At 59.1% G+C, this 19070-nt stretch carries 15 protein-coding genes and 1 pseudogene; 3 read left to right on the top strand and 13 right to left on the bottom strand.

Annotation, left to right across the window (positions count from 1 at the left end):
• Window positions 1-90: 90 nt before the first annotated feature.
• The 3 genes from treC to treR all read right to left on the bottom strand — a co-directional run bounded on the left by treC (window position 91) and on the right by treR (window position 4282).
• Window positions 91-1734 (bottom strand): alpha,alpha-phosphotrehalase, encoded by a 1644-nt coding sequence (treC, locus tag KGP25_RS02895; RefSeq protein ID WP_223539929.1) that lies wholly within the window; start codon window positions 1732-1734, stop codon window positions 91-93.
• Window positions 1735-1786: 52 nt separating this feature from the next.
• Entirely contained in the window at window positions 1787-3205 is a 1419-nt protein-coding gene (gene treB, locus KGP25_RS02900) for a PTS trehalose transporter subunit IIBC (protein ID WP_223540532.1), read from the bottom strand.
• A 129-nt stretch (window positions 3206-3334) separates the two neighbouring features.
• Window positions 3335-4282: a trehalose operon repressor TreR gene (gene treR, locus KGP25_RS02905; protein ID WP_223539930.1), complete on the bottom strand. Its 948-nt coding sequence runs from the start codon at window positions 4280-4282 to the stop codon at window positions 3335-3337.
• 391 nt (window positions 4283-4673) lie between these two features.
• On the opposite strand from treR, the gene mgtA reads away from it, so the two are divergent.
• Together mgtA and KGP25_RS02915 are read left to right on the top strand one after the other, a co-directional pair.
• Window positions 4674-7382 carry a magnesium-translocating P-type ATPase gene (gene mgtA / locus KGP25_RS02910; RefSeq protein WP_223539931.1) on the top strand — a complete coding sequence of 903 codons (2709 nt, stop codon included), beginning with the start codon at window positions 4674-4676 and terminating at the stop codon, window positions 7380-7382.
• Between the two features lie 199 nt (window positions 7383-7581).
• Window positions 7582-9966, top strand: a complete 2385-nt coding sequence (locus KGP25_RS02915) for a family 20 glycosylhydrolase (protein ID WP_223539932.1) — start codon at window positions 7582-7584, stop codon at window positions 9964-9966.
• An 85-nt stretch (window positions 9967-10051) separates the two neighbouring features.
• Here KGP25_RS02915 and gbpA read toward each other — a convergent pair whose 3' ends face one another.
• The 5 genes from gbpA to KGP25_RS02940 all read right to left on the bottom strand — a co-directional run bounded on the left by gbpA (window position 10052) and on the right by KGP25_RS02940 (window position 13646).
• Window positions 10052-11503 (bottom strand): N-acetylglucosamine-binding protein GbpA, encoded by a 1452-nt coding sequence (gene gbpA / locus KGP25_RS02920; protein WP_223539933.1) that lies wholly within the window; start codon window positions 11501-11503, stop codon window positions 10052-10054.
• A gap of 137 nt (window positions 11504-11640) precedes the next feature.
• The gene (gene ridA, locus KGP25_RS02925) at window positions 11641-12027 is read right to left on the bottom strand and encodes a 2-iminobutanoate/2-iminopropanoate deaminase (RefSeq protein ID WP_008501391.1); all 387 of its coding nucleotides are present in this window, start codon (window positions 12025-12027) and stop codon (window positions 11641-11643) included.
• A gap of 73 nt (window positions 12028-12100) precedes the next feature.
• Window positions 12101-12562, bottom strand: a complete 462-nt coding sequence (gene pyrI / locus KGP25_RS02930; RefSeq protein ID WP_045908062.1) for an aspartate carbamoyltransferase regulatory subunit — start codon at window positions 12560-12562, stop codon at window positions 12101-12103.
• Window positions 12563-12574: 12 nt separating this feature from the next.
• Window positions 12575-13507 carry an aspartate carbamoyltransferase gene (pyrB, locus tag KGP25_RS02935; protein ID WP_032651472.1) on the bottom strand — a complete coding sequence of 311 codons (933 nt, stop codon included), beginning with the start codon at window positions 13505-13507 and terminating at the stop codon, window positions 12575-12577.
• Window positions 13508-13541: 34 nt separating this feature from the next.
• Entirely contained in the window at window positions 13542-13646 is a 105-nt protein-coding gene (locus tag KGP25_RS02940) for a pyrBI operon leader peptide (protein ID WP_022646880.1), read from the bottom strand.
• Here KGP25_RS02940 and KGP25_RS02945 point away from each other — a divergent pair.
• A pseudogene (locus tag KGP25_RS02945) lies at window positions 13626-13750 on the top strand (hypothetical protein). The gene KGP25_RS02940 and the pseudogene KGP25_RS02945 sit on opposite strands and share 21 nt — an antisense overlap.
• Here KGP25_RS02945 and KGP25_RS02950 read toward each other — a convergent pair.
• From KGP25_RS02950 to arcA, 5 genes are all read right to left on the bottom strand, one after another.
• Complete coding sequence (locus KGP25_RS02950) at window positions 13747-14226, bottom strand: ArgR family transcriptional regulator (RefSeq protein WP_039024059.1); 480 nt, start codon at window positions 14224-14226, stop codon at window positions 13747-13749. The pseudogene KGP25_RS02945 and the gene KGP25_RS02950 sit on opposite strands and share 4 nt — an antisense overlap.
• A gap of 80 nt (window positions 14227-14306) precedes the next feature.
• The gene (locus KGP25_RS02955) at window positions 14307-15710 is read right to left on the bottom strand and encodes a YfcC family protein (protein WP_045908063.1); all 1404 of its coding nucleotides are present in this window, start codon (window positions 15708-15710) and stop codon (window positions 14307-14309) included.
• A 46-nt stretch (window positions 15711-15756) separates the two neighbouring features.
• Entirely contained in the window at window positions 15757-16761 is a 1005-nt protein-coding gene (gene argF / locus KGP25_RS02960) for an ornithine carbamoyltransferase (RefSeq protein WP_008501386.1), read from the bottom strand.
• 26 nt (window positions 16762-16787) lie between these two features.
• Complete coding sequence (arcC, locus tag KGP25_RS02965; RefSeq protein ID WP_223539934.1) at window positions 16788-17699, bottom strand: carbamate kinase; 912 nt, start codon at window positions 17697-17699, stop codon at window positions 16788-16790.
• A 10-nt stretch (window positions 17700-17709) separates the two neighbouring features.
• Window positions 17710-18930, bottom strand: coding sequence for an arginine deiminase (arcA, locus tag KGP25_RS02970; protein WP_223539935.1), 1221 nt, complete (start codon window positions 18928-18930; stop codon window positions 17710-17712).
• Window positions 18931-19070 lie beyond the last annotated feature (140 nt).

Consider the following 19070-nt stretch of genomic DNA (forward strand, 5'->3'; position numbering starts at 1 on the left):
AGATTGTAAAGGTGGAAGAGAAAAATCTGATTAATTATTCAACAAAAACAGTAAAGTAAGCCGGATGCAGGGCTGCACCCGGCAGGGCGGTTACTGTTGCAACCACCAGACGGCTTCAAACGGACGCAGCGACGTCGTTTGCGGTGTCGGGTAGTTACTCATCAACACCTGCAACTTACCGCTGAGAAGGTCTGTCTGCCATTCCTGAGGCGTATTACTCAGGTTCGCCGCAACGATCAGGGTCTGTCCCTGCCACTGGCGACGGTAGCACCACAGAGAAGGGTGTTCCGGCAGGAGATCCTCATAATCCCCCCACGTTAGCACCGGCAGGGTTTTGCGCAGGCTAATCAGCGACTGGTAGGTATAGAAGACGGAATCCGCATCGTCGAGCGCCGAGCGGGCGTTCACGGTTTCGTAGTTATCGCAGACGCCAATCCACGGTTCGCCCTCGCTAAAGCCCGCATTGTGTGACGCGTCCCACTGCATTGGCGTGCGGCCATTATCCCGGGACTTACTCGCCAGAATCGCCAGTAATTCATCCGGATCGCGGCCGTTGGCGCGCAGTTCGGCGAACATGTTCAGGCTTTCCACGTCGCGGTAATCGGTGATGCGGCTGAAGTGCGGGTTCGTCATCCCCAGCTCTTCGCCCTGATAGATATACGGCGTGCCCTGCATACCGTGCAGCACCATGCCGAGCATTTTCGCGGCGTGAACCCGGTATTCTCCTTCGTCACCGAAGCGCGACACGATGCGCGGCTGGTCGTGGTTACACCAGAACAGCGCGTTCCAGGCTTTGTTATGCATCCCTTGCTGCCAGTGGCGGAAAAGGGTTTTCAGCGCCACGAAGTCTGGCTTCGCCTTCGTCCACTTTTCGCCGCCGGGATAGTCCACCTTCAGGTGGTGGAAGTTAAAGGTCATCGACAGCTCGCGGCCATCGAGAGAAGCATACTGCTGGCAGTTCTCCAGCGAGGTGGAGGACATCTCGCCTACCGTCATCAGGTTGCGCGGGGTGAAGACGTCGCGGCTCATCTCCTGCAGATATTCATGGATGCGCGGCCCGTCAGTGTAGAAGCGGCGACCGTCACCCGTCTCATCATTCGGGAAATCCTGATCTTTCGAAATCAGGTTAATGACATCGAGGCGCAAGCCGTCGACGCCGCGGTCGGCCCAGAACTCGCACACCTTTTTCAGCTCGGCGCGCACCGCCGGATTTTCCCAGTTGAGGTCCGCCTGCTCCGGCGCGAACAGGTGCAGGTAATACTGCTCGCTCTCCGCGTGCCAGCGCCAGGCGTTGCCGCCAAACTTGGAGCGCCAGTTGTTGGGCAACTGCTCAGGCGTGCCGTCGCGCCAGATGTAGAACTGGCGGTACGGGCTCGCTTTGTTCAGCGATTCCCGGAACCAGGGGTGCTGGGTTGAGGTGTGGTTGAACACCATATCCAGCACGATGCGAATGCCGCGCTGGTGCGCCTCGGCGACCAGTTCGTCGAAATCATCCAGCGTGCCGTACGCAGGGTCGATGGCGGTGTAATTCGCCACGTCGTAGCCATTATCCACCTGCGGGGAGATATAAAACGGCGTCAGCCAGATGGCGTCGATGCCGAGGGTTTTCAGGTAGTCCATACGCTGCGTCACGCCGCGTAAATCGCCGGTGCCGCTGCCGGTGGTGTCCTGGAAACTCTTGGGGTAAATCTGGTAGATAACGCCGTTTTGCCACCAGTGAGGAAGGGTATTCATAGTGTGTTCCTGCAAATGCGAAGGGGCGCAACTGCGCCCCGAAAGAGAGAGATTAAACAATCTGCAGCGAGCCCTGACGGAACTTACGCTGATAAACCACGGTAGTCAGCGCCATTGGGACGATAATCGCGATGGCCATTGCCAGGGCGAACACCTGCCAGTAAGCGGGCTGGATGGAGAGGATGCCCGGCAGGCCGCCGACGCCAATCCCGTTTGCCATTACGCCGTTCAGTCCGCACACCAGGCCCGCCAGACCGGAACCGATCATCGCGCAGAGCATCGGGAAGCGGTATTTCAGGTTGATACCGTACATCGCCGGTTCGGTGACGCCCAGGTAGGCGGAGATGGCCGCCGGAACGGAGATCTCGCGTTCGTTGTGCTTGCGGCTGACGATGATGATGCCGGTCACCGCGGACGCCTGAGCAATGTTAGACAGGGCGATAATCGGCCAGACCGGTGTGCCGCCGAGGCTCTGGATCATCTGCATATCAATGGCCAGCGTGGTCTGGTGCACGCCGGTGATCACCAGCGGGGCGTACAGGAAGCCAAACAGCGCGGCGCCAATCGGGGCGAAGCTGCCGGTCATCAGGTGACGCACTGCGAAGGCCACGCCGTCGCCAATCATGCGGCCAAACGGACCGATAAAGGCATGCGCCAGGAAGACCGCCAGAATCAGCGAGCACACCGGCACCACCACCAGATAAAGGTAATCCGGCACGATGCGCTTCAGTCGGGTTTCAATAAAGCCCAGCGCCAGCCCCGCCAGCAGGGCCGGAATGACCTGCGCCTGATAGCCCACTTTGGCGATGGTAAACAGGCCGAAGTTCCACACCTCAGGCACCTGCTGACCAAGTAAGTAAGCGTTCATTAACTGCGGAGAGACCAGCGTGACGCCGAGTACGATACCGAGGATCGGCGTACCGCCCATCTTGCGCACGGCGGACCAGCAGATCCCGACCGGCAGATAGAAGAAGATCGCCTCGCCAATCAGCCACAGGAAGTCGTACACGGTTTTCAGCGCCGGATACATCTGCGCCAGGGTTTTGCCGTCGCTCATCGGCACGTCGCCGATGACGTTACGGAAGCCTAAGATCAAGCCTCCGCTGATCAGCGCTGGCAGCAGCGGGAAGAAGATCTCCGCAAAGTGGGAAATCAGCTGCTCGTGCCACTTCATGTTCTGGCGCGCGGCCTTCTTCGCCTGCTCTTTATCGGCGGAGGAGTGCCCGGTCGTTGCCAGCAGAGCCTGATAGTAATCGTCCACTTCGGTACCAATCACGACCTGGAACTGACCGGCGTTGGTGAAGCAGCCTTTAACCATGGAGAGTTCTTCAATGGCCTTCGGGTTGGCTTTGGCCGGATCGTTCAGCACGAAGCGCAGGCGGGTAATGCAATGGCTGACGGTAGCGATGTTTTCGCGGCCGCCGACCAGGACGATCAACTGATCGATATCTGCTTGTTTGACTTTACTCATCATGAAACCTCATGACAGATGGTGAGGGGTGTAATGACCTGAGCGCAAGCCTACTCCTTCAGCGTGACGGCGGAAATGGGAACGTTCCCGAAATCAGGCGAAGATCACAATAAACCGTTGAGCGGGGGGTTAAGAAAGGTGGGCTGGAATAACGATCTGACGCGGCTCAGCGCGCCCGTTGATCTGCTCGATCAGCTGCGCGGCGGCCTGTCTGCCGGACTCGGCATAACCCGGGTCGACGGTAATAATTTCCGGGTGCAAAAACTTCATCAGCGGCGTGCTGCCGACGCTCGCCACCTGCAGGTTATCGATACGCTGCCCCTGCAGATATTTACTCGCGCCCAGCGCCAGCGTATCCGTGGCGCACACCAGCGCGGTGGTTTGCGGCGTCAGGACGCTGGCGACCTGCTCGTAGCCCTGCTTCATGCCCAGCCCCGGCAGGGAGGCCACGGCGGAGAGGTTGTGCTTTTTGCAAAAGGCCAGATAGGCCTCATGGCGGCGCTTGCCGGTGGTGACGTCCGCGTGCGGTACGCCGAGGAAGCTGATGTGGCGATGGCCTTCGTCAAACAGGCGCTGCATCAGGGTGATAATCGCACCCTCGTCGTCATAGCAGACGGAGGCAAAACCGTGGGCATCGCGCGCCAGCAGCACCAGCGACGGCTGCCAGGGTTTTAGCATCTCGTCTTTGATGCCGGTAAAGCCGAACAGCACCACGCCGTCAATGTTGCGCCGCTGGAGCATACCCAGATGTTCTTCCACCAGCTGTGGCGAGAACTGGCTCTCCATCATGATCGGGTCATATCCCTGCTCATAGAAGGCGGGCAGCATAGTCTGCACGGCAAGGTTTTCAGACAGAGAATCCAGACGCGAGACAATGATGGCGACCACTTTGTCACTCTGTCCGCGCATGGCGCGCGCGGAGCGGGAAGGGGAAAAACCGTGCTGATTCATGACCGCCTCAACGCGCTCGCGGGTGCGTTCGCTGACGCCGCTTTCGTTGTTCAGCACGCGTGAGACGGTTGATTTCCCCACGCCGCTTAAACGCGCGATGTCTTTAATCGTAAGGCGGTTCTGCATGCTGTATTCCCTGTAACAACGACAAAATGGTCAATTGAGCCTAATGCTATAGCGCGATTTCGCTATGGGCAAAGTCTGGTTTACGTTCGGTTTATTTGCAGGGGGGTATAATACCGCCCGAATCGTCACAAAGGGTACGCTTAAATCCTTATACTGCGCGGCGACACCCTACTTTTTACTTACCGGAGGCTTCATGGATCCCGATCCCACACCTCTCCTGAACGGGAGAATGCGTTCTTTCCGGTAAGCCAGCCTGTTGCTGACTCACCGGTGATGTGAGGCAGCAACGTCCCAAACGTTCCTGCTTGAAAAATTGAGTGCCTCTCAGGTACGGCTTTGCCACGCCTGAAGGAAAAGCTGCGTCCGCGTTTGCGGATGCGGAGGAATGACTATGTTTAAAAATATCACCCGGCAGCTGCAGGCCCTGCTGAGCCGCCACCTGCCACACCGTCTTGTTCAGCGCGACCCGCTGCCCAATGCCAAAAACATGGCGGGGGCGGCGATCCCCGCGTCCCTGACCGAACGCTGCCTGAACGTGGCGGCGATGGATGAAAACGAAGTCTGGCGCGCTTTTGGCGGGCACCCGGAAGGGCTGAACGCGGCAGAAGTGGAAAAAATCCGCGCCGTGCATGGCGATAACCTCATTCCGGCGCAAAAGCCGTCTCCGTGGTGGGTGCATCTGTGGCTCTGCTACCGCAACCCGTTCAACCTGCTGCTGACCGTGCTCGGCCTCATCTCCTATGCGACGGAAGATCTGTTTGCCGCAGGGGTGATTGCCCTGATGGTGGGCATCTCCACGCTGCTGAACTTTATTCAGGAGGCCCGCTCCACCAAAGCGGCGGACGCCCTGAAGGCGATGGTCAGCAACACCGCGACCGTCTCGCGCGTGATCAACGATCTCGGCGAAAACGCCTGGGTGGAATTGCCTATCGACCAGCTGGTGCCGGGGGATCTGGTGAAGCTGGCCGCGGGGGACATGATCCCGGCGGATTTACGCATCATCCAGGCACGCGATCTGTTTGTGGCGCAGGCCTCCCTGACCGGCGAATCCCTGCCCGTGGAAAAGGTGGCGCGCAGCCGCGACCCGCAGCAGATGAACCCGCTCGAGTGCGACACCCTGTGCTTTATGGGCACCACGGTCGTCAGCGGCACCGCGCAGGCGATTGTCACCGCCACCGGGGGCAACACCTGGTTTGGTCAGCTTGCCGGGCGCGTCAGCGAGCAGGAGAGCGAGCCGAATGCCTTCCAGAAGGGGATTGGCCGCGTCAGCATGCTGCTGATCCGCTTTATGATGGTGATGACGCCGATCGTGCTGCTGATCAATGGCTACACCAAAGGCGACTGGTGGGAAGCGGCGCTGTTTGCGCTCTCCGTGGCCGTCGGCTTAACGCCGGAAATGCTGCCGATGATTGTCACCTCTACGCTGGCGCGCGGGGCGGTGAAGCTCTCTAAACAGAAGGTGATAGTCAAACACCTCGACGCCATTCAAAACTTTGGCGCGATGGACATTCTCTGCACCGATAAAACCGGCACCCTGACGCAGGACAAAATCGTGCTGGAGAACCACACTGATATCTCCGGCAAAACCAGCGAGCGCGTGCTGCACAGCGCGTGGCTGAACAGCCATTATCAGACCGGGCTGAAAAACCTGCTCGACGTTGCGGTGCTGGAAGGGGTGGATGAAGAGTCCGCCCGCACGCTCTCCGGCCACTGGCAGAAGGTGGATGAGATCCCGTTCGACTTCGAGCGCCGCCGCATGTCGGTGGTGGTGAGCGAGCAGACGGATGTGCATCAGCTGATCTGCAAAGGGGCGCTGCAGGAGATCCTCAACGTGTCGACGCAGGTACGCTATAACGGCGACATCGTGCCGCTGGACGATACCATGCTGCGCCGCATCAAGCGCGTCACCGACAACCTGAACCGTCAGGGGCTGCGCGTAGTGGCGGTGGCGAGCAAGTTCCTGCCGGCGCGCGAGGGGGACTATCAGCGTATCGACGAATCCGATCTGATCCTCGAGGGTTACATCGCCTTCCTCGATCCGCCGAAAGAGACCACCGCACCGGCGCTCAAAGCGCTGAAGGCGAGCGGTATTACCGTGAAAATCCTCACCGGCGACAGCGAGCTGGTGGCGGCGAAAGTGTGCCACGAGGTGGGGCTGGACGCGGGTGACGTGGTGGTCGGGAGCGAGATTGAACATCTCTCCGATGACGAGCTGGCGAAGCTTGCCCAGCGCACCACGCTGTTTGCCCGCCTGACGCCGATGCACAAAGAGCGCATCGTCACCCTGCTTAAGCGTGAAGGGCACGTGGTGGGCTTCATGGGCGACGGCATCAACGATGCGCCCGCCCTGCGTGCGGCGGATATCGGTATCTCCGTAGACGGAGCGGTCGATATTGCCCGTGAGGCGGCGGACATCATTCTGCTGGAAAAAAGCCTGATGGTGCTGGAGGAGGGCGTCATCGAAGGGCGCCGTACCTTTGCCAATATGCTCAAGTACATCAAGATGACCGCCAGCTCCAACTTCGGTAACGTCTTCAGCGTGCTGGTGGCGAGCGCGTTTCTGCCGTTCCTGCCGATGCTGCCGCTGCACCTGCTGATCCAGAACCTGATGTACGATGTGTCTCAGGTGGCGATCCCGTTTGATAACGTGGACGACGAGCAGATCCAGAAGCCGCAGCACTGGAACCCGGCAGATCTCGGGCGCTTTATGCTGTTCTTTGGCCCGATCAGCTCTATCTTCGACATTCTGACCTTCTGCCTGATGTGGTTTGTGTTCCACGCCAACACCCCGGAACACCAGACGCTGTTCCAGTCCGGCTGGTTCGTGGTCGGGCTGCTGTCGCAGACGCTGATTGTGCATATGATCCGCACGCGCCGCATTCCGTTCATCCAGAGCCGTGCCGCATGGCCGCTGATTGTGATGACGGGCATTGTGATGGCGCTCGGCATCGCGCTGCCGTTCTCACCGCTGGCGAGCTACCTGCAGCTGCAGGCGCTGCCGCTGAGCTACTTCCCGTGGCTGGTGGCGATCCTCGCGGGTTACATGGTGCTGACGCAGATGGTGAAAGGGTTCTATGCGCGTCGGTATGGCTGGCAGTAACGGCAAGCCCGGTGGCGCTGCGCTTACCGGGCCTACGATCAGAACGTAGGCCGGGTAAGGCGAAGCCGCCACCCGGCACTGGCTTTCCTCCCAAATTCAACAACCTGTGATCTCCGTCGGCGCATTCGCTTGACGACAAATTGAGCGCATGTTAACAGAATGTTTTGCCTTTATTTGGCCCGTCAGATAAGGAACATTCATGTTACGGTACAGTCTCTTAACCGCCGGGCTGATGCTCGGCGCCTCTGCCTTTGCCGCCCCGGCAGGGGATCTCCCTTTAATGCCCTGGCCTGCGAAGGTCGAACGCCCGACGACCCAGGGCGCACTGGTGCTCAGCAACAACGTATCCATTAGCGTCAGCGGGGACGATCTCGGTGACGCTGTCAACCGCCTGCGCCAGCGCATCGCCCTGCAAACCGGCTGGACGCTGCAGCCTCAGGCTGAAAAGCCAGACAAACCGACCATCCGCATCGCGATTGCCAAAAAGGTGAAGCCGCAGCCTCTGCCGGACAGCGACGAAAGCTATAAGCTCACGGTGGATGCCAACGGCGTGAACATCTCTGCCAACACCCGTTTCGGTGCCTTGCGCGCCATGGAAACCCTGCTCCAGCTGATGCAGAACGGGGCGGAAAATACCTCTCTGCCGTGGGTGACCATTGAAGATTCGCCGCGTTTCCCGTGGCGCGGGCTGCTGCTCGATTCGGCACGTCACTTTATCCCGCTGCCGGATATCAAACGCCAGATCGACGGCATGGCTGCGGCGAAGCTCAACGTGCTGCACTGGCATTTGACCGACGACCAGGGCTGGCGCTTCAGCTCGAAGCGCTACCCTAAGCTGACGCAGCTTGCCAGCGACGGGCTGTTCTACACGCCTGAACAGATGCGTGAGGTGGTGCGTTACGCCGCCGAGCGCGGCATTCGCGTGGTGCCGGAGATCGACATGCCGGGCCACGCCTCGGCGATTGCCGTGGCCTACCCGGAGCTGATGAGCGCCCCGGGGCCGTACGCCATGGAACGCCACTGGGGCGTGCTGAAGCCGGTTCTCGATCCCACCAAAGAGGCGACTTACGCCTTTGCTGACGCGATGGTCAGCGAACTGGCGGCGATCTTCCCCGATCCGTATCTGCACATCGGCGGCGACGAAGTGGACGACAGCCAGTGGAAAGCGAACCCGGGCATCCAGCAGTTTATGCGCGACAACAGGCTGGCGGACAGCCACGCGCTGCAGGCTTACTTCAACCGCAAGCTGGAAACGATCCTCGAGAAGCATCACCGCCAGATGGTCGGCTGGGACGAGATCTACCATCCTGACCTGCCGAAAAGCATTCTGATCCAGTCCTGGCAGGGGCAGGACGCGCTGGGGCAGGTGGCGCAGAACGGCTACAAGGGCATTCTGTCGACCGGCTTTTATCTCGACCAGCCCCAGTCCACCGCCTATCACTACCGCAACGAGATCGTCCCGCAGGGGTTAAACGGCGTGGATGTGATAGCCGACACCGACAGCGCCCAGAGCTGGGCCTTCTCCATGCCGCGCCTGAAGGGCAAGCCGGTGGAGGGGAGCTTCACCCTGGTGAAAGGGGATGCCGGCTGGCGCGGGTTTATTGATTTTGCCGGGAAATCGCGCCGTGCGGTGCAGAACATCGAGTGGCGCGATGACAGCCAGGTCACGTTTACCGTCGATACGTGGATGGGCGAAACGCGCCCGGTCGTCACCGTCGATAACGACAAACTCTCCGGCTATTTCCTTGTCGGGAATACGCGCTACCCGATTAGCGGCACGCGTCTGGACGACGTGCCGAAAGGCGTTCCGCCCGTCGTGCCGGACGTGGCGAACCAGGCCAACCTGCTCGGCGGCGAAGCGGCGCTGTGGGCGGAAAACGTGGTGGCGCCAGTGCTGGATATCCGCCTGTGGCCGCGTACGTTTGCGGTGGCGGAGCGGTTGTGGTCCGCGCAGGACGTCAACGATGTCGACAACATGTACACCCGCCTGCAGGCGATGGACAGCTGGTCGACGGTGTCGGTCGGGCTGCAGCAGCATACCCAGCAGCAGGTGCAGTTCACGCGCCTCGCCGGTAATGCCGACACCCTGCCGCTGCAGATCCTCGCTCAGGCGATTGAACCGGCTCAGTATTACACCCGCCAGCACCTGAAGTTCCAGGCCGGAAACTATCATCAGTTCGAGCCGCTCAACCGCTTTGCGGATGCGCTGAACGCGGAAAGCGCCACCGTGCGCCAGATGCACAAATGGGCGGACCGTCTGGTGAGCGATGCGGAAGACACGGAAAGCGCCGACGCCCTGCGCCACGTCTTTAACCGCTGGCAGAGCAACACCAGCGACGCGCTGGCCTTAAGCGAAAACAGCTATCAGCTGAAGGCAATGAAGCCGGTGATCCAGGAGGTGGATAAGCTGGCCTCCATTGGCCTGCGCCTGACGGATCTGGTGGCGCGTCAGGGCACGCTGGATGACAAAGAGATCGCCTCGATTCAGAGCGAGCTGGATAACGCGGCGAAAGTGCAGGACGAAGTGGTGATTGCGGCGGTTTATCCGCTGGAGACGCTACTGAGAGCAACGCGGAATCAGTAGCAAAAACGCCCGGTGGCGCTACGCTTACCGGGCCTACGTGACGTGTAGGCCCGGCAAACGCAGTGCCGCCGGGCGTAAAGGCAACTCAGTTCTTCAACACCCACGCCTCTTTCCAGTGTGTGCCGACGCCCGGCTCATATTGGTTGGCATACGGGCTGTACTGCACGCAGTAGCCGCTGTACGGGAATGGCTTACATTCGTAGGTCTTACCGTCTTTAGGCTGCAGCACCACGGTACCGGCCTGGTAAGAGGCGATATTGTCCGGGAAGATAAAGTCGTGTTGCCCGGTGCTATCCGCAGCGGCATCGCTCTCCAGCATCAGGTTCAGGACGTCCTGGGCGAACAGCGTGCCGTCTTTATTGGTCGCGTAGTATTTCAGCATATGGTGGCCCGCGGTCACGTCATTCAGCGTCATGGTCACGTCCTGGCTGGCGTTGTTCATGTCCTGCTTCAGATACCCTTTTTCCGCACCGCTGTGGTTCATCACGTGCGCTTCAAAATTCACGTTACCGTGGGTATTCACGTGGAAGGTCACGGTCGCATGGCCATGTTCAATTTTGCTGTATTGCAGACCGGAAACGGCGATGGTCTCGCTCACCTGCGCCTTCTGCTCTTCATAAGAAATGGCAACGGACTGCAGCGTGCTGCCGTCTTTCACGAAGACGCTGTTCGCGCCGTGAATCGGACTGATTTCACCGGCCTCATCCTTCACGCCGACGCGCACGTCGTGCTGCGCGGTGTTGATCTTCTGCGCCAGATCGTAAGACCACTGGTTAGCATCGCCTTGTTCAGCAGAGCCGATGGTCATCTCGGTACGCATGGCGGTCACTTCACCGCTGGCGTCGAAGAAGCGAGCAATCACCTTGTCGCCCGCGTTCAGATTGTTACCGGCTATCTGGCCGCTCAGGGTTTTGCTCCATTCGGATACGATGGCAGGCGTTTCGTCCGGGGTAACGTTGCCGCCATTGCCGAAATCAACGTCAATCGCCTGATAGAAGCTATTTGAGGTATCCGCAATTTCCCACACGCCGTAAATAACCTGATAGCCCGTACGCTCGGGGACATTACAGGTCATGGATTTTGTCATGGCCGGTGCCTGACCATTTCCGTTAATGGTACAGAACGGCGTTAATTCAAACTGGTCGCGGGTCAGGGGTTTATTGGGATCCCAGTTTTGTTTGGTGATGTAATAGCGCCAGTTGGTGGTTTTATGCGGGGCGGTATGGTGCCAGACGAAGTCGTGTGGACCTGCCGTCATGGGATTTTTGGTCCATGCGTTGAGACTCTGCTTATCAAGCTGGGAGTAGTTGGCAATGCCTGCGCTGGCGAGTTGGCCGTCAGGAGGCATGGCGCCGGTCGGGAAACCGGAGGTTTTTTCTACGCTCTGTGGCTCATACTGTACGGAGCCGCAGTCAATATTTTGACCCAGCTTACACATATAAGCGCGACTGGCGGGGGATTCTATATATCCATGTGCAAGTGCTGAAGACGCAACCGTTAATGTGGCAACGGCCAGCGCAATTTTAGAGAGCTTCATTTTTCGTCCATTAATTAGAATATAACAAGGCAGCGTCAGTCTATTAATGGACAGCTCACGACGTCATTGAGTACCGGGAGTAAAAATGGTCGAAATAAAAAAGGCAGCCTCAGCTGCCCTCTAAATATTGAAATGCATTAGCGACGAACGGCAATCGCTTCGATTTCAATTTTCACGTCTTTTGGCAGACGCGCCACTTCCACGCAGGAGCGCGCCGGGAAGGTGGCGTTATGCTCGGTGAAGAACGCTTCGTAGGTGGCATTAACGGTCGCGAAATCGTTCAGATCCTTCACGAACACGGTGGTTTTCACGATATCACCCACTTTCAGGCCAGCAGATTCAACGATAGCCTGCACGTTTTCCAGCGACTGACGCGCCTGCGCCGCGACATCTTCCGGCACCGCGCCGGTTTTTGGGTTTACGGGGATCTGACCTGAAGTGATGATCATGCTGCCCAGATCAACGCCCTGAACGTAAGGGCCGATAGCGGCTGGTGCATTTTCCGTCGCGAGTACTTTGCTCATGTTTTCTCCAGAATTACAGCGTTAAGAATGTTCCCGGCCATTATAACAGCCGGGATTTCATTACCAACCTCAATTAGTTGGCCAGCACCACATAATGAGAAAACTCTTTTTCGCAGTATTTGCATTTGAGCGCGATGTCATCGGCGCGTTTTTTCACTGCAAAGCTGGAGGAAACCGGCTCAGCATGACTGATGCAGTTGCTGTTCGGGCAGACTAGCACATTTTCGATGCGATCCGGCAGGCTCGGGCGGGATTTGCCGACCACTTCATACTCGTCGATACGGTTGACGGTGGCGTCCGGCGCGTACAGCGACAGCTGGTTAACCTGCTCGTCGGTCAGGAAGGTGTTCTCGATTTTAATCAGGTCCTTGCGGCCCATCTCGCCCGACGGCAGGTTCAGGCCGATGGTGATGCGCTGGTCGGTTTCGGTCAGTTTGAACAGCGTCAGCAGCTTAAAGCCCACCTGCGCAGGGATGTGGTCAATCACGGTGCCACGCTTGATGGCTTCAACCTGGAGTTTGTTATCGTGTGTCATGGTCGTCTCCCCTTACAGAGCTAATTCGCGATTCAGAACCAGTGCCAGTAACGCCTGGCGGGCGAAGATGCCGTTTCCGGCCTGCTGGAAGTACCAGGCGTGCGGCGTTTTATCCACGTCTGTGGTGATCTCATCGATGCGCGGCAGCGGGTGCAGGACCTTCATGTTGTCGCGTGCGCCTTCCAGGTCGCTGGCGCGCAGCACGAACTGCGCCTTCACGTTGGCGTATTCGGACGGGTCCAGACGCTCTTTCTGCACGCGGGTCATGTACAGAATATCCACGTGGCTCATCACCTCTTCGATGCTGGCATGCAGGCTCCACGCAATGCCTTTCTCATCCAGCATGTCGAGGATGTACTGCGGCATCGCCAGCGCGTCCGGGGCGATGAAGTAGAAGCGGTTGCCGTTAAATTTCGCCAGCGCCTGGGTCAGGGAGTGAACGGTGCGGCCGTATTTCAGGTCGCCAACCATGGCGATGTTCAGGTTCTCAAGCTTGCCCTGGGTCTCCTGAATGGTAAACAGATCCAGCAGGGTCTGCGTCGGGTGCTGGTTGGCACCGTCACCGGCGTTCAGCACCGGAATGCCGCCGGAAAACTCGGTCGCCAGACGCGCCGCGCCCTCCTGTGGATGACGCATCACAATCGCGTCGACGTAGGTGCTGATGACTGAAATGGTATCCGCCAGGGTCTCGCCTTTTTTACCCAACGACGTGTTGCTGCTGTCCGAGAAACCCACCACGCTCGCGCCCAGGCGGTGCATGGAGGTCTCAAAGGAGAGGCGGGTGCGGGTTGAGGCTTCAAAGAAGCAGCTCGCAATCACCTTGTGCTTCAGCAGCTCCGGTTGCGGATTGGCCTTCAGTTTTGCCGCGGTTTCCAGAACCAGTTCCAGCTCTTCGCGGCTGAGGTCGTTTATGGAAATGATGTGTTTTTGATAAAGCGGATTCATGTTTATCTCCTGACGCCGGGCAAAAAAAAGCCCCTCAAATGAGGGGCTCTGGGAATAGGTTTAGCAACGGGAAGAAAAACGGCAGGCCAGCGTCTGATTTCAGACGCGGTAAGACGTTATGTCGTACACGCTTGACCATGCTTCCTCCCGGCAAATTGTCGGGCATTATACGCAGCTCGCTTTTCGGATCAAGCGATTTAATGCACGCTTTACTCAATGCAAACGGTTCTTTATGAATATTAATTCGTTCTGAGTAAATAATTAATTTGCTTATGCACCAGCGCGGTGCGCTTCACCACCCGGGGGGCGACCCAGACAATACTGCTACCGGCCACCACGCCTAATATTTCCGGAAGCTGGTGATAATCCAGAATACGCGCCACCGCGCGGCCATATCCGGCGACGGTATGGACAAGGATAAACTCGCTATTATGCTCGACGCTCACCACCATTTCCGAAACGGTACGCGCGGCATCAGGGGCAGGGCGCAGTTGAGGATTCAACGAATAAATCTTTAGCCCTTTGGCATTTCGAATTTTTATGACTCCGAGCAACTTCAGCAATCGTGAAACGGTCGACTGGCTGATGCTGTCAAACCCTCTCTCCTGCAGGTCGCGGCGAATCTCTTCCTGCGAAAGATAACTCTTTTCGGCGATCAAACGCTGGCACACCGTGAGCTGCAGTTGTTCTTTGGGAGAGTACTCTTCGTAATCCATCATGTTTCCCATATCAGTTCCCGAAATAACCGGTGACACCGCACCGATCCGTAGGCCGGATAAGCGCAGCGCCATCCGGCAAATTACAACAACGCCCCCAGACTTAACGCCACCATAATCACCACCGTCAGGATCGCCAGCAGCGGCGCCACCCATTTCAGATAGCGCACGTAGGGCACCCGGGCGATAGCCAGCCCGCCCATGACCACCGCTGAGGTCGGCGTGACGAGGTTTACGATGCCGGAGGCCGACTGGTAAGCCGTGACCACCAGGTCGCGGTTGACGTTAGCGAAATCGGCAAGCGGTGCCATGATCGGCATCGTCAGAACGGCCAGGCCGGATGAAGAAGGCACAAGAAACGACAGCACGACCTCCAGCCAGTACATCACGTTGATAAACGCCACCGTGGACAACCCGCTGACCAGCCCTTCCGCGCTGTGCAAAATGGTGTGGGTAATCATGCCCTTATCCATGATGACTACGATACCGCGCGCGATGCCGATAATCAGCGCGACGCCCAGCAAATCTCGCGCGCCGTTGATAAACGTCGACGTCAGCTCCTCTTCGCTCATGCGGGCAATCAGGCCGACGAGAATCGCGCTGGCGAGAAACACTGCGGAGATCTCCGCCATCCACCAGCCCAGCACCGCCACGCCGTAAATCATCACCGCGAAGGCGAGGGCAAAAATCACCAGGATGATTTTGCGCACCGGGGTGAATTCCAGCGACTGTTCGCCCTTGTTGCCGAGGAAATGGGCGAGGTTCTCTTCCTGCTTGTCTGCAACGATCGACTGCGAGGGATCCTTGCGCACCTTGCGGGCGTAGCGCATCACCCACGCCACGCAGATGATCCAGCCGATGACCAGCAGCGCCACGCGCAGGGCGATGCCGTTGGTGAAGGGGATCCCGGCGGCGTTGGCGGCGATGACCGTGGCAAACGGGTTAATGGTGGAACCCAGCGTGCCGATCCCCGCGCCGAGCAGCACGGTGGAGGCGGCGACAACCGGATCGAACCGGGCGGCCAGCATCACCGGCACCAGCAGGGTGTAGAACGGCAGCGACTCTTCGGCCATGCCGTAAATGGTGCCGCCCGCGGCAAACAGCGCCATCAGGATCGGGATCATCCACTCCTCGCGTCCGCGCAGCCGGGTGGTGACGCGCTCGATCCCGGCGTCAATCGCCCCGGTTTTGGTGACGATCCCGAGAAATCCCCCGATGATCAGGATAAACAGCGCTACGTCGATCGCCCCGGCCTGGCCGGAAACCGGATCGTACAGCCCGGCGATGGGCGCCATCAGGACGGAAACCAGCCCCTGCGGATGTGCCGCCACGTGCGCATACGTTCCGGCAATCGGGACTTCTTTACCGAGGGTGTCGTTCATCGCCATCTGGTACTGACCGGCGGGAACGACCCAGCTCAGCGCCGCCACAACGGCAATCAGAAAGAAGAGAATGGTGTAAGCGGAGGGAAACTTAAACTTGCCCATGATGTTCTCCTTAAACCCGGCGCACCCGCGGCGCGCCGGGCGGTGATTAGTCGCCGAGTGTCGCCACCATGACCGCTTTAATGGTGTGCATGCGGTTCTCTGCCTCGTCGAAGACGATGGAGTTCGGTGATTCGAAGACCTCTTCCGTCACCTCCAGCCCCTTCAGCCCGTACGCCATCTCGATCTCGCGGCCCACTTTGGTGTGCTCGTTGTGGAACGCCGGCAGGCAGTGCATGAACTTGACGTTCGGGTTGCCGGTGGCCTTCATCACCTGGGCGTTAATCTGATACGGCTTCATCAGGCTGACGCGCTCGGCCCAGGCTTCCTTCGGCTCGCCCATGGAGACCCACACGTCGGTGTAGAGGAAATCGGTCCCCTGCACGCCTTCTTCCACGTCGTCGGTGAGGGTGATGCGCGCGCCCGTCTCTTTCGCAATGGCGCGGCACTGCTCAACCAGCCCCGCTTCCGGCCAGAAGGATTTCGGCGCGACGAGGCGGATATCCATCCCCATCTTGGCCGCGCCCACCATCAGGGAGTTGCCCATGTTGTTGCGCGCGTCGCCGAGATAGGCAAAGCTCAGCTCCGGCAGGGTTTTGCCCGGGGAGTGCTCCAGCATGGTCATCAGGTCGGCGAGGATTTGCGTTGGGTGGAACTCGTCGGTCAGGCCGTTCCACACCGGCACGCCTGCGTACTCGCCCAGCTCTTCGACGATGGCCTGACCATAGCCGCGGTATTCGATGCCGTCGTACATGCGGCCCAGCACGCGGGCGGTGTCTTTCATCGACTCTTTATGGCCAATCTGCGATCCGCTTGGGCCGAGATAGGTCACCTGCGCGCCCTGATCGAACGCGCCCACTTCGAAGGCGCAGCGGGTACGGGTGGAGGTTTTTTCAAAGATCAGGGCGATATTTTTCCCGACCAGGGTTTGCTTCTCGCGCCCGGCTTTTTTGGCGGCCTTGAGCTCAATGGCGAGGTCAATCAGGTACTGGATCTCCGCCGGGGTGTAGTCCAGCAGTTTCAGGAAGTTGCGGTTTTTCAGGTTGATGGTCATGGCTAAATCCTTTTTAAAATGAGTGTTCAGTTACGAATCAACGTGCCTTTCTCGCCTGCGAGGATCTCCGCGCCGTCGGCCAGTGCGCCGATCCCGGCAATGCCGTTACAGGCTTCTACGAACTCGCGGCAGGCGGCCACTTTCGGCCCCATCGATCCGGCGTCGAACTGCATGCCCCTGAGCAGTTCCGGCGTCACCTGCGCCAGCGGACGCTGGGTCGGTTTGCCCCAGTCGAGGTATACCGCGTCGGCATCGGTGAGGATCAGCAGGGCATCGGCTTCGATCTGGCGCGCCAGCAGGGCGGCGGAGAGGTCTTTGTCGATCACCGCCTCGATCCCGCGATAGCCGTTGGCGTGTTCCACCACCGGTACGCCACCGCCGCCGTTGCAGATCACCAGGTGGTCGCGCTGGATCAGCGCCGTGATGGCGTCGCTCTCAACGATGCGCTTCGGCTGCGGAGAGGGCACCACGCGGCGGACGTAGCTGCCGTCGGCCTTAAACACCCAGCCTTTCTCCGCCGCCAGCGTTTTTGCCTGGGCTTCGCTGTACACCGGGCCGATGTACTTGGTCGGGTTGCTGAAGGCCGGGTCGGCGGCGTCCACTTCTACCTGGGTGAGCAGGACGCTCACCTCGCGCTGCGGCAGATTGTTTTTCAGCGTCTGCTGGAGCATGTAGCCGATCATTCCCTGGCTTTCCGCGCCGAGAACGTCCAGCGGGTAGGGCGTGACTTTGTCGTAGGCGCTGTTCTGCAGCGCCAGCAGCCCGACCTGCGGCCCGTTGCCGTGTACCAGCACCACGCGCCACTGTGCCGTCAGCCCGGCGATGGTGCGGGCGGCCTGCTCGATGTTCTGGCGCTGGATCTCCGCTTCCAGCGGCTCGCCGCGCTTGAGCAGCGCGTTGCCGCCCAGGGCCACAACCAGAGTGGGTTTTCGTTCCATGATGGCTCCTTTAAATTCCGTCGCGTTCCAGCGGGCAGCTCATGCAGCGCGCGCCGCCGCGGCCGCGTCCGAGTTCGTCGCCCGGGATGGGCAGCACGGTGATACCCGCTTTGTCGTACTTCTCGTTGGTCCAGACGTTGCGCTCGTAGCCGATCACCACGCCGGGGCGGATGGTCAGCACGTTATTGGCGTCGTTCCACTGCTCGCGTTCGGCCTCAAAGGCGTCGCCGCCGGTGGTGATCAGACGTACCTGGTTAATGCCGAGCGCTTTCTCGATGGCGTGCAGCAGGTCGGTTTCCTGGGTGCGCAGCAGGCCGCCGCGTCCGTCCGGGGTGAGCGTCCAGCACTGGGCGTCTTTGCGCACCACTTCCGGGTAGACAGAGAAGGTATCTACGTCGATGTGGGTCATGACGGTGTCGAGGTGCATGCAGGAGCGGTGTTTTGGCAGCTCAACGGCGATCACGCGCTCGGCCTGACGGTGTTTGAACAGGCTGTTGGCGAGGAACTCCACGCCCTGCGGCGTTGTGCGTTCGGACATGCCGATCAATACCGCGCCGCGGCCAATCACTAATACGTCACCGCCTTCTAAGGTGGCGTGGTCGTAATTAATATTCTCATCGCCGAAATACTTAATAAAATCGCCGTCGGCGAACGCCGGGTGCCAGCGATATATTGTCCGCAGGTTATTGGTTTCACGCTGACGGGCCGGTTTGGCCATTGGGTTAATAGAGACGCCGTTATAGATCCAGCAGGAGGTATCGCGGGTAAATAAATGGTTTGGCAGCGGCTTCATAATAAAATCATTCGCCGTGTGGGTATCCACCACCATATTTTTAATGGCCGCCGGAATTTCACCGTAGGTTAATCCGCCGCTCAGCCTGCGCGCCAGTTCGCGGTGCGGCATATCCGCCAGCCAGCCGCGAACGTCGCCGGCAAAGGTAGGGCCGAGGCGATAATCAGAGATTTGCGTCTCCAGCAGCCAGGCTTTCGCCTCTGCAATATCAAGGGTTTGTGTCAGAAGGTCGGTCAACAGCAGGACTTCCACACCCTGCTCGCGCAGCGTGTTGGCGAAGATGTCATGCTCCTCACCCGCACGCTCAACCGAGAGCACGTCATCGAAAAGCAGCTCCTGACAATTCGATGGCGTTAAACGTTTCAGACTTAAATTTGGGCGGTGCAGCATAACGCTACGCAATTGACCAATTTCAGAACCGACGTAATGCTTTTCCATAATTATTCCTTTAACTGTTTTTCAGAATAAAAAGGGCATGCGCCATGTGATGCATTTAATTTCATGGCGGATAAGCTCAATTGATTTCGTAATTCATACTAGGCAGTTAAATAATCCGTATTGTGATGTTGCTCACGCGA

The sequence above is a fragment of the Enterobacter sp. JBIWA003 genome (genome assembly GCF_019968825.1).
GTDB classification, from domain to species: domain Bacteria; phylum Pseudomonadota; class Gammaproteobacteria; order Enterobacterales; family Enterobacteriaceae; genus Enterobacter; species Enterobacter quasiroggenkampii.

Bases quoted from the DNA above. Each gene is read 5' to 3' on its own strand.
- treR (WP_223539930.1), bottom strand. From the start codon at position 4,282: ATGCAGAACCGCCTTACGATTAAAGACATCGCGCGTTTAAGCGGCGTG.
- treB (WP_223540532.1), bottom strand. From the start codon at position 3,205: ATGAGTAAAGTCAAACAAGCAGATATCGATCAGTTGATCGTCCTGGTC.
- KGP25_RS02915 (WP_223539932.1), top strand. From the start codon at position 7,582: ATGTTACGGTACAGTCTCTTAACCGCCGGGCTGATGCTCGGCGCCTCT.
- ridA (WP_008501391.1), bottom strand. From the start codon at position 12,027: ATGAGCAAAGTACTCGCGACGGAAAATGCACCAGCCGCTATCGGCCCT.
- pyrB (WP_032651472.1), bottom strand. From the start codon at position 13,507: ATGAATCCGCTTTATCAAAAACACATCATTTCCATAAACGACCTCAGC.
- arcC (WP_223539934.1), bottom strand. From the start codon at position 17,699: ATGGAACGAAAACCCACTCTGGTTGTGGCCCTGGGCGGCAACGCGCTG.
- argF (WP_008501386.1), bottom strand. From the start codon at position 16,761: ATGACCATCAACCTGAAAAACCGCAACTTCCTGAAACTGCTGGACTAC.
- gbpA (WP_223539933.1), bottom strand. From the start codon at position 11,503: ATGAAGCTCTCTAAAATTGCGCTGGCCGTTGCCACATTAACGGTTGCG.
- arcA (WP_223539935.1), bottom strand. From the start codon at position 18,930: ATGGAAAAGCATTACGTCGGTTCTGAAATTGGTCAATTGCGTAGCGTT.
- KGP25_RS02950 (WP_039024059.1), bottom strand. From the start codon at position 14,226: ATGATGGATTACGAAGAGTACTCTCCCAAAGAACAACTGCAGCTCACG.
- treC (WP_223539929.1), bottom strand. From the start codon at position 1,734: ATGAATACCCTTCCTCACTGGTGGCAAAACGGCGTTATCTACCAGATT.
- mgtA (WP_223539931.1), top strand. From the start codon at position 4,674: ATGTTTAAAAATATCACCCGGCAGCTGCAGGCCCTGCTGAGCCGCCAC.
- KGP25_RS02955 (WP_045908063.1), bottom strand. From the start codon at position 15,710: ATGGGCAAGTTTAAGTTTCCCTCCGCTTACACCATTCTCTTCTTTCTG.
- pyrI (WP_045908062.1), bottom strand. From the start codon at position 12,562: ATGACACACGATAACAAACTCCAGGTTGAAGCCATCAAGCGTGGCACC.
- KGP25_RS02940 (WP_022646880.1), bottom strand. From the start codon at position 13,646: ATGGTCAAGCGTGTACGACATAACGTCTTACCGCGTCTGAAATCAGAC.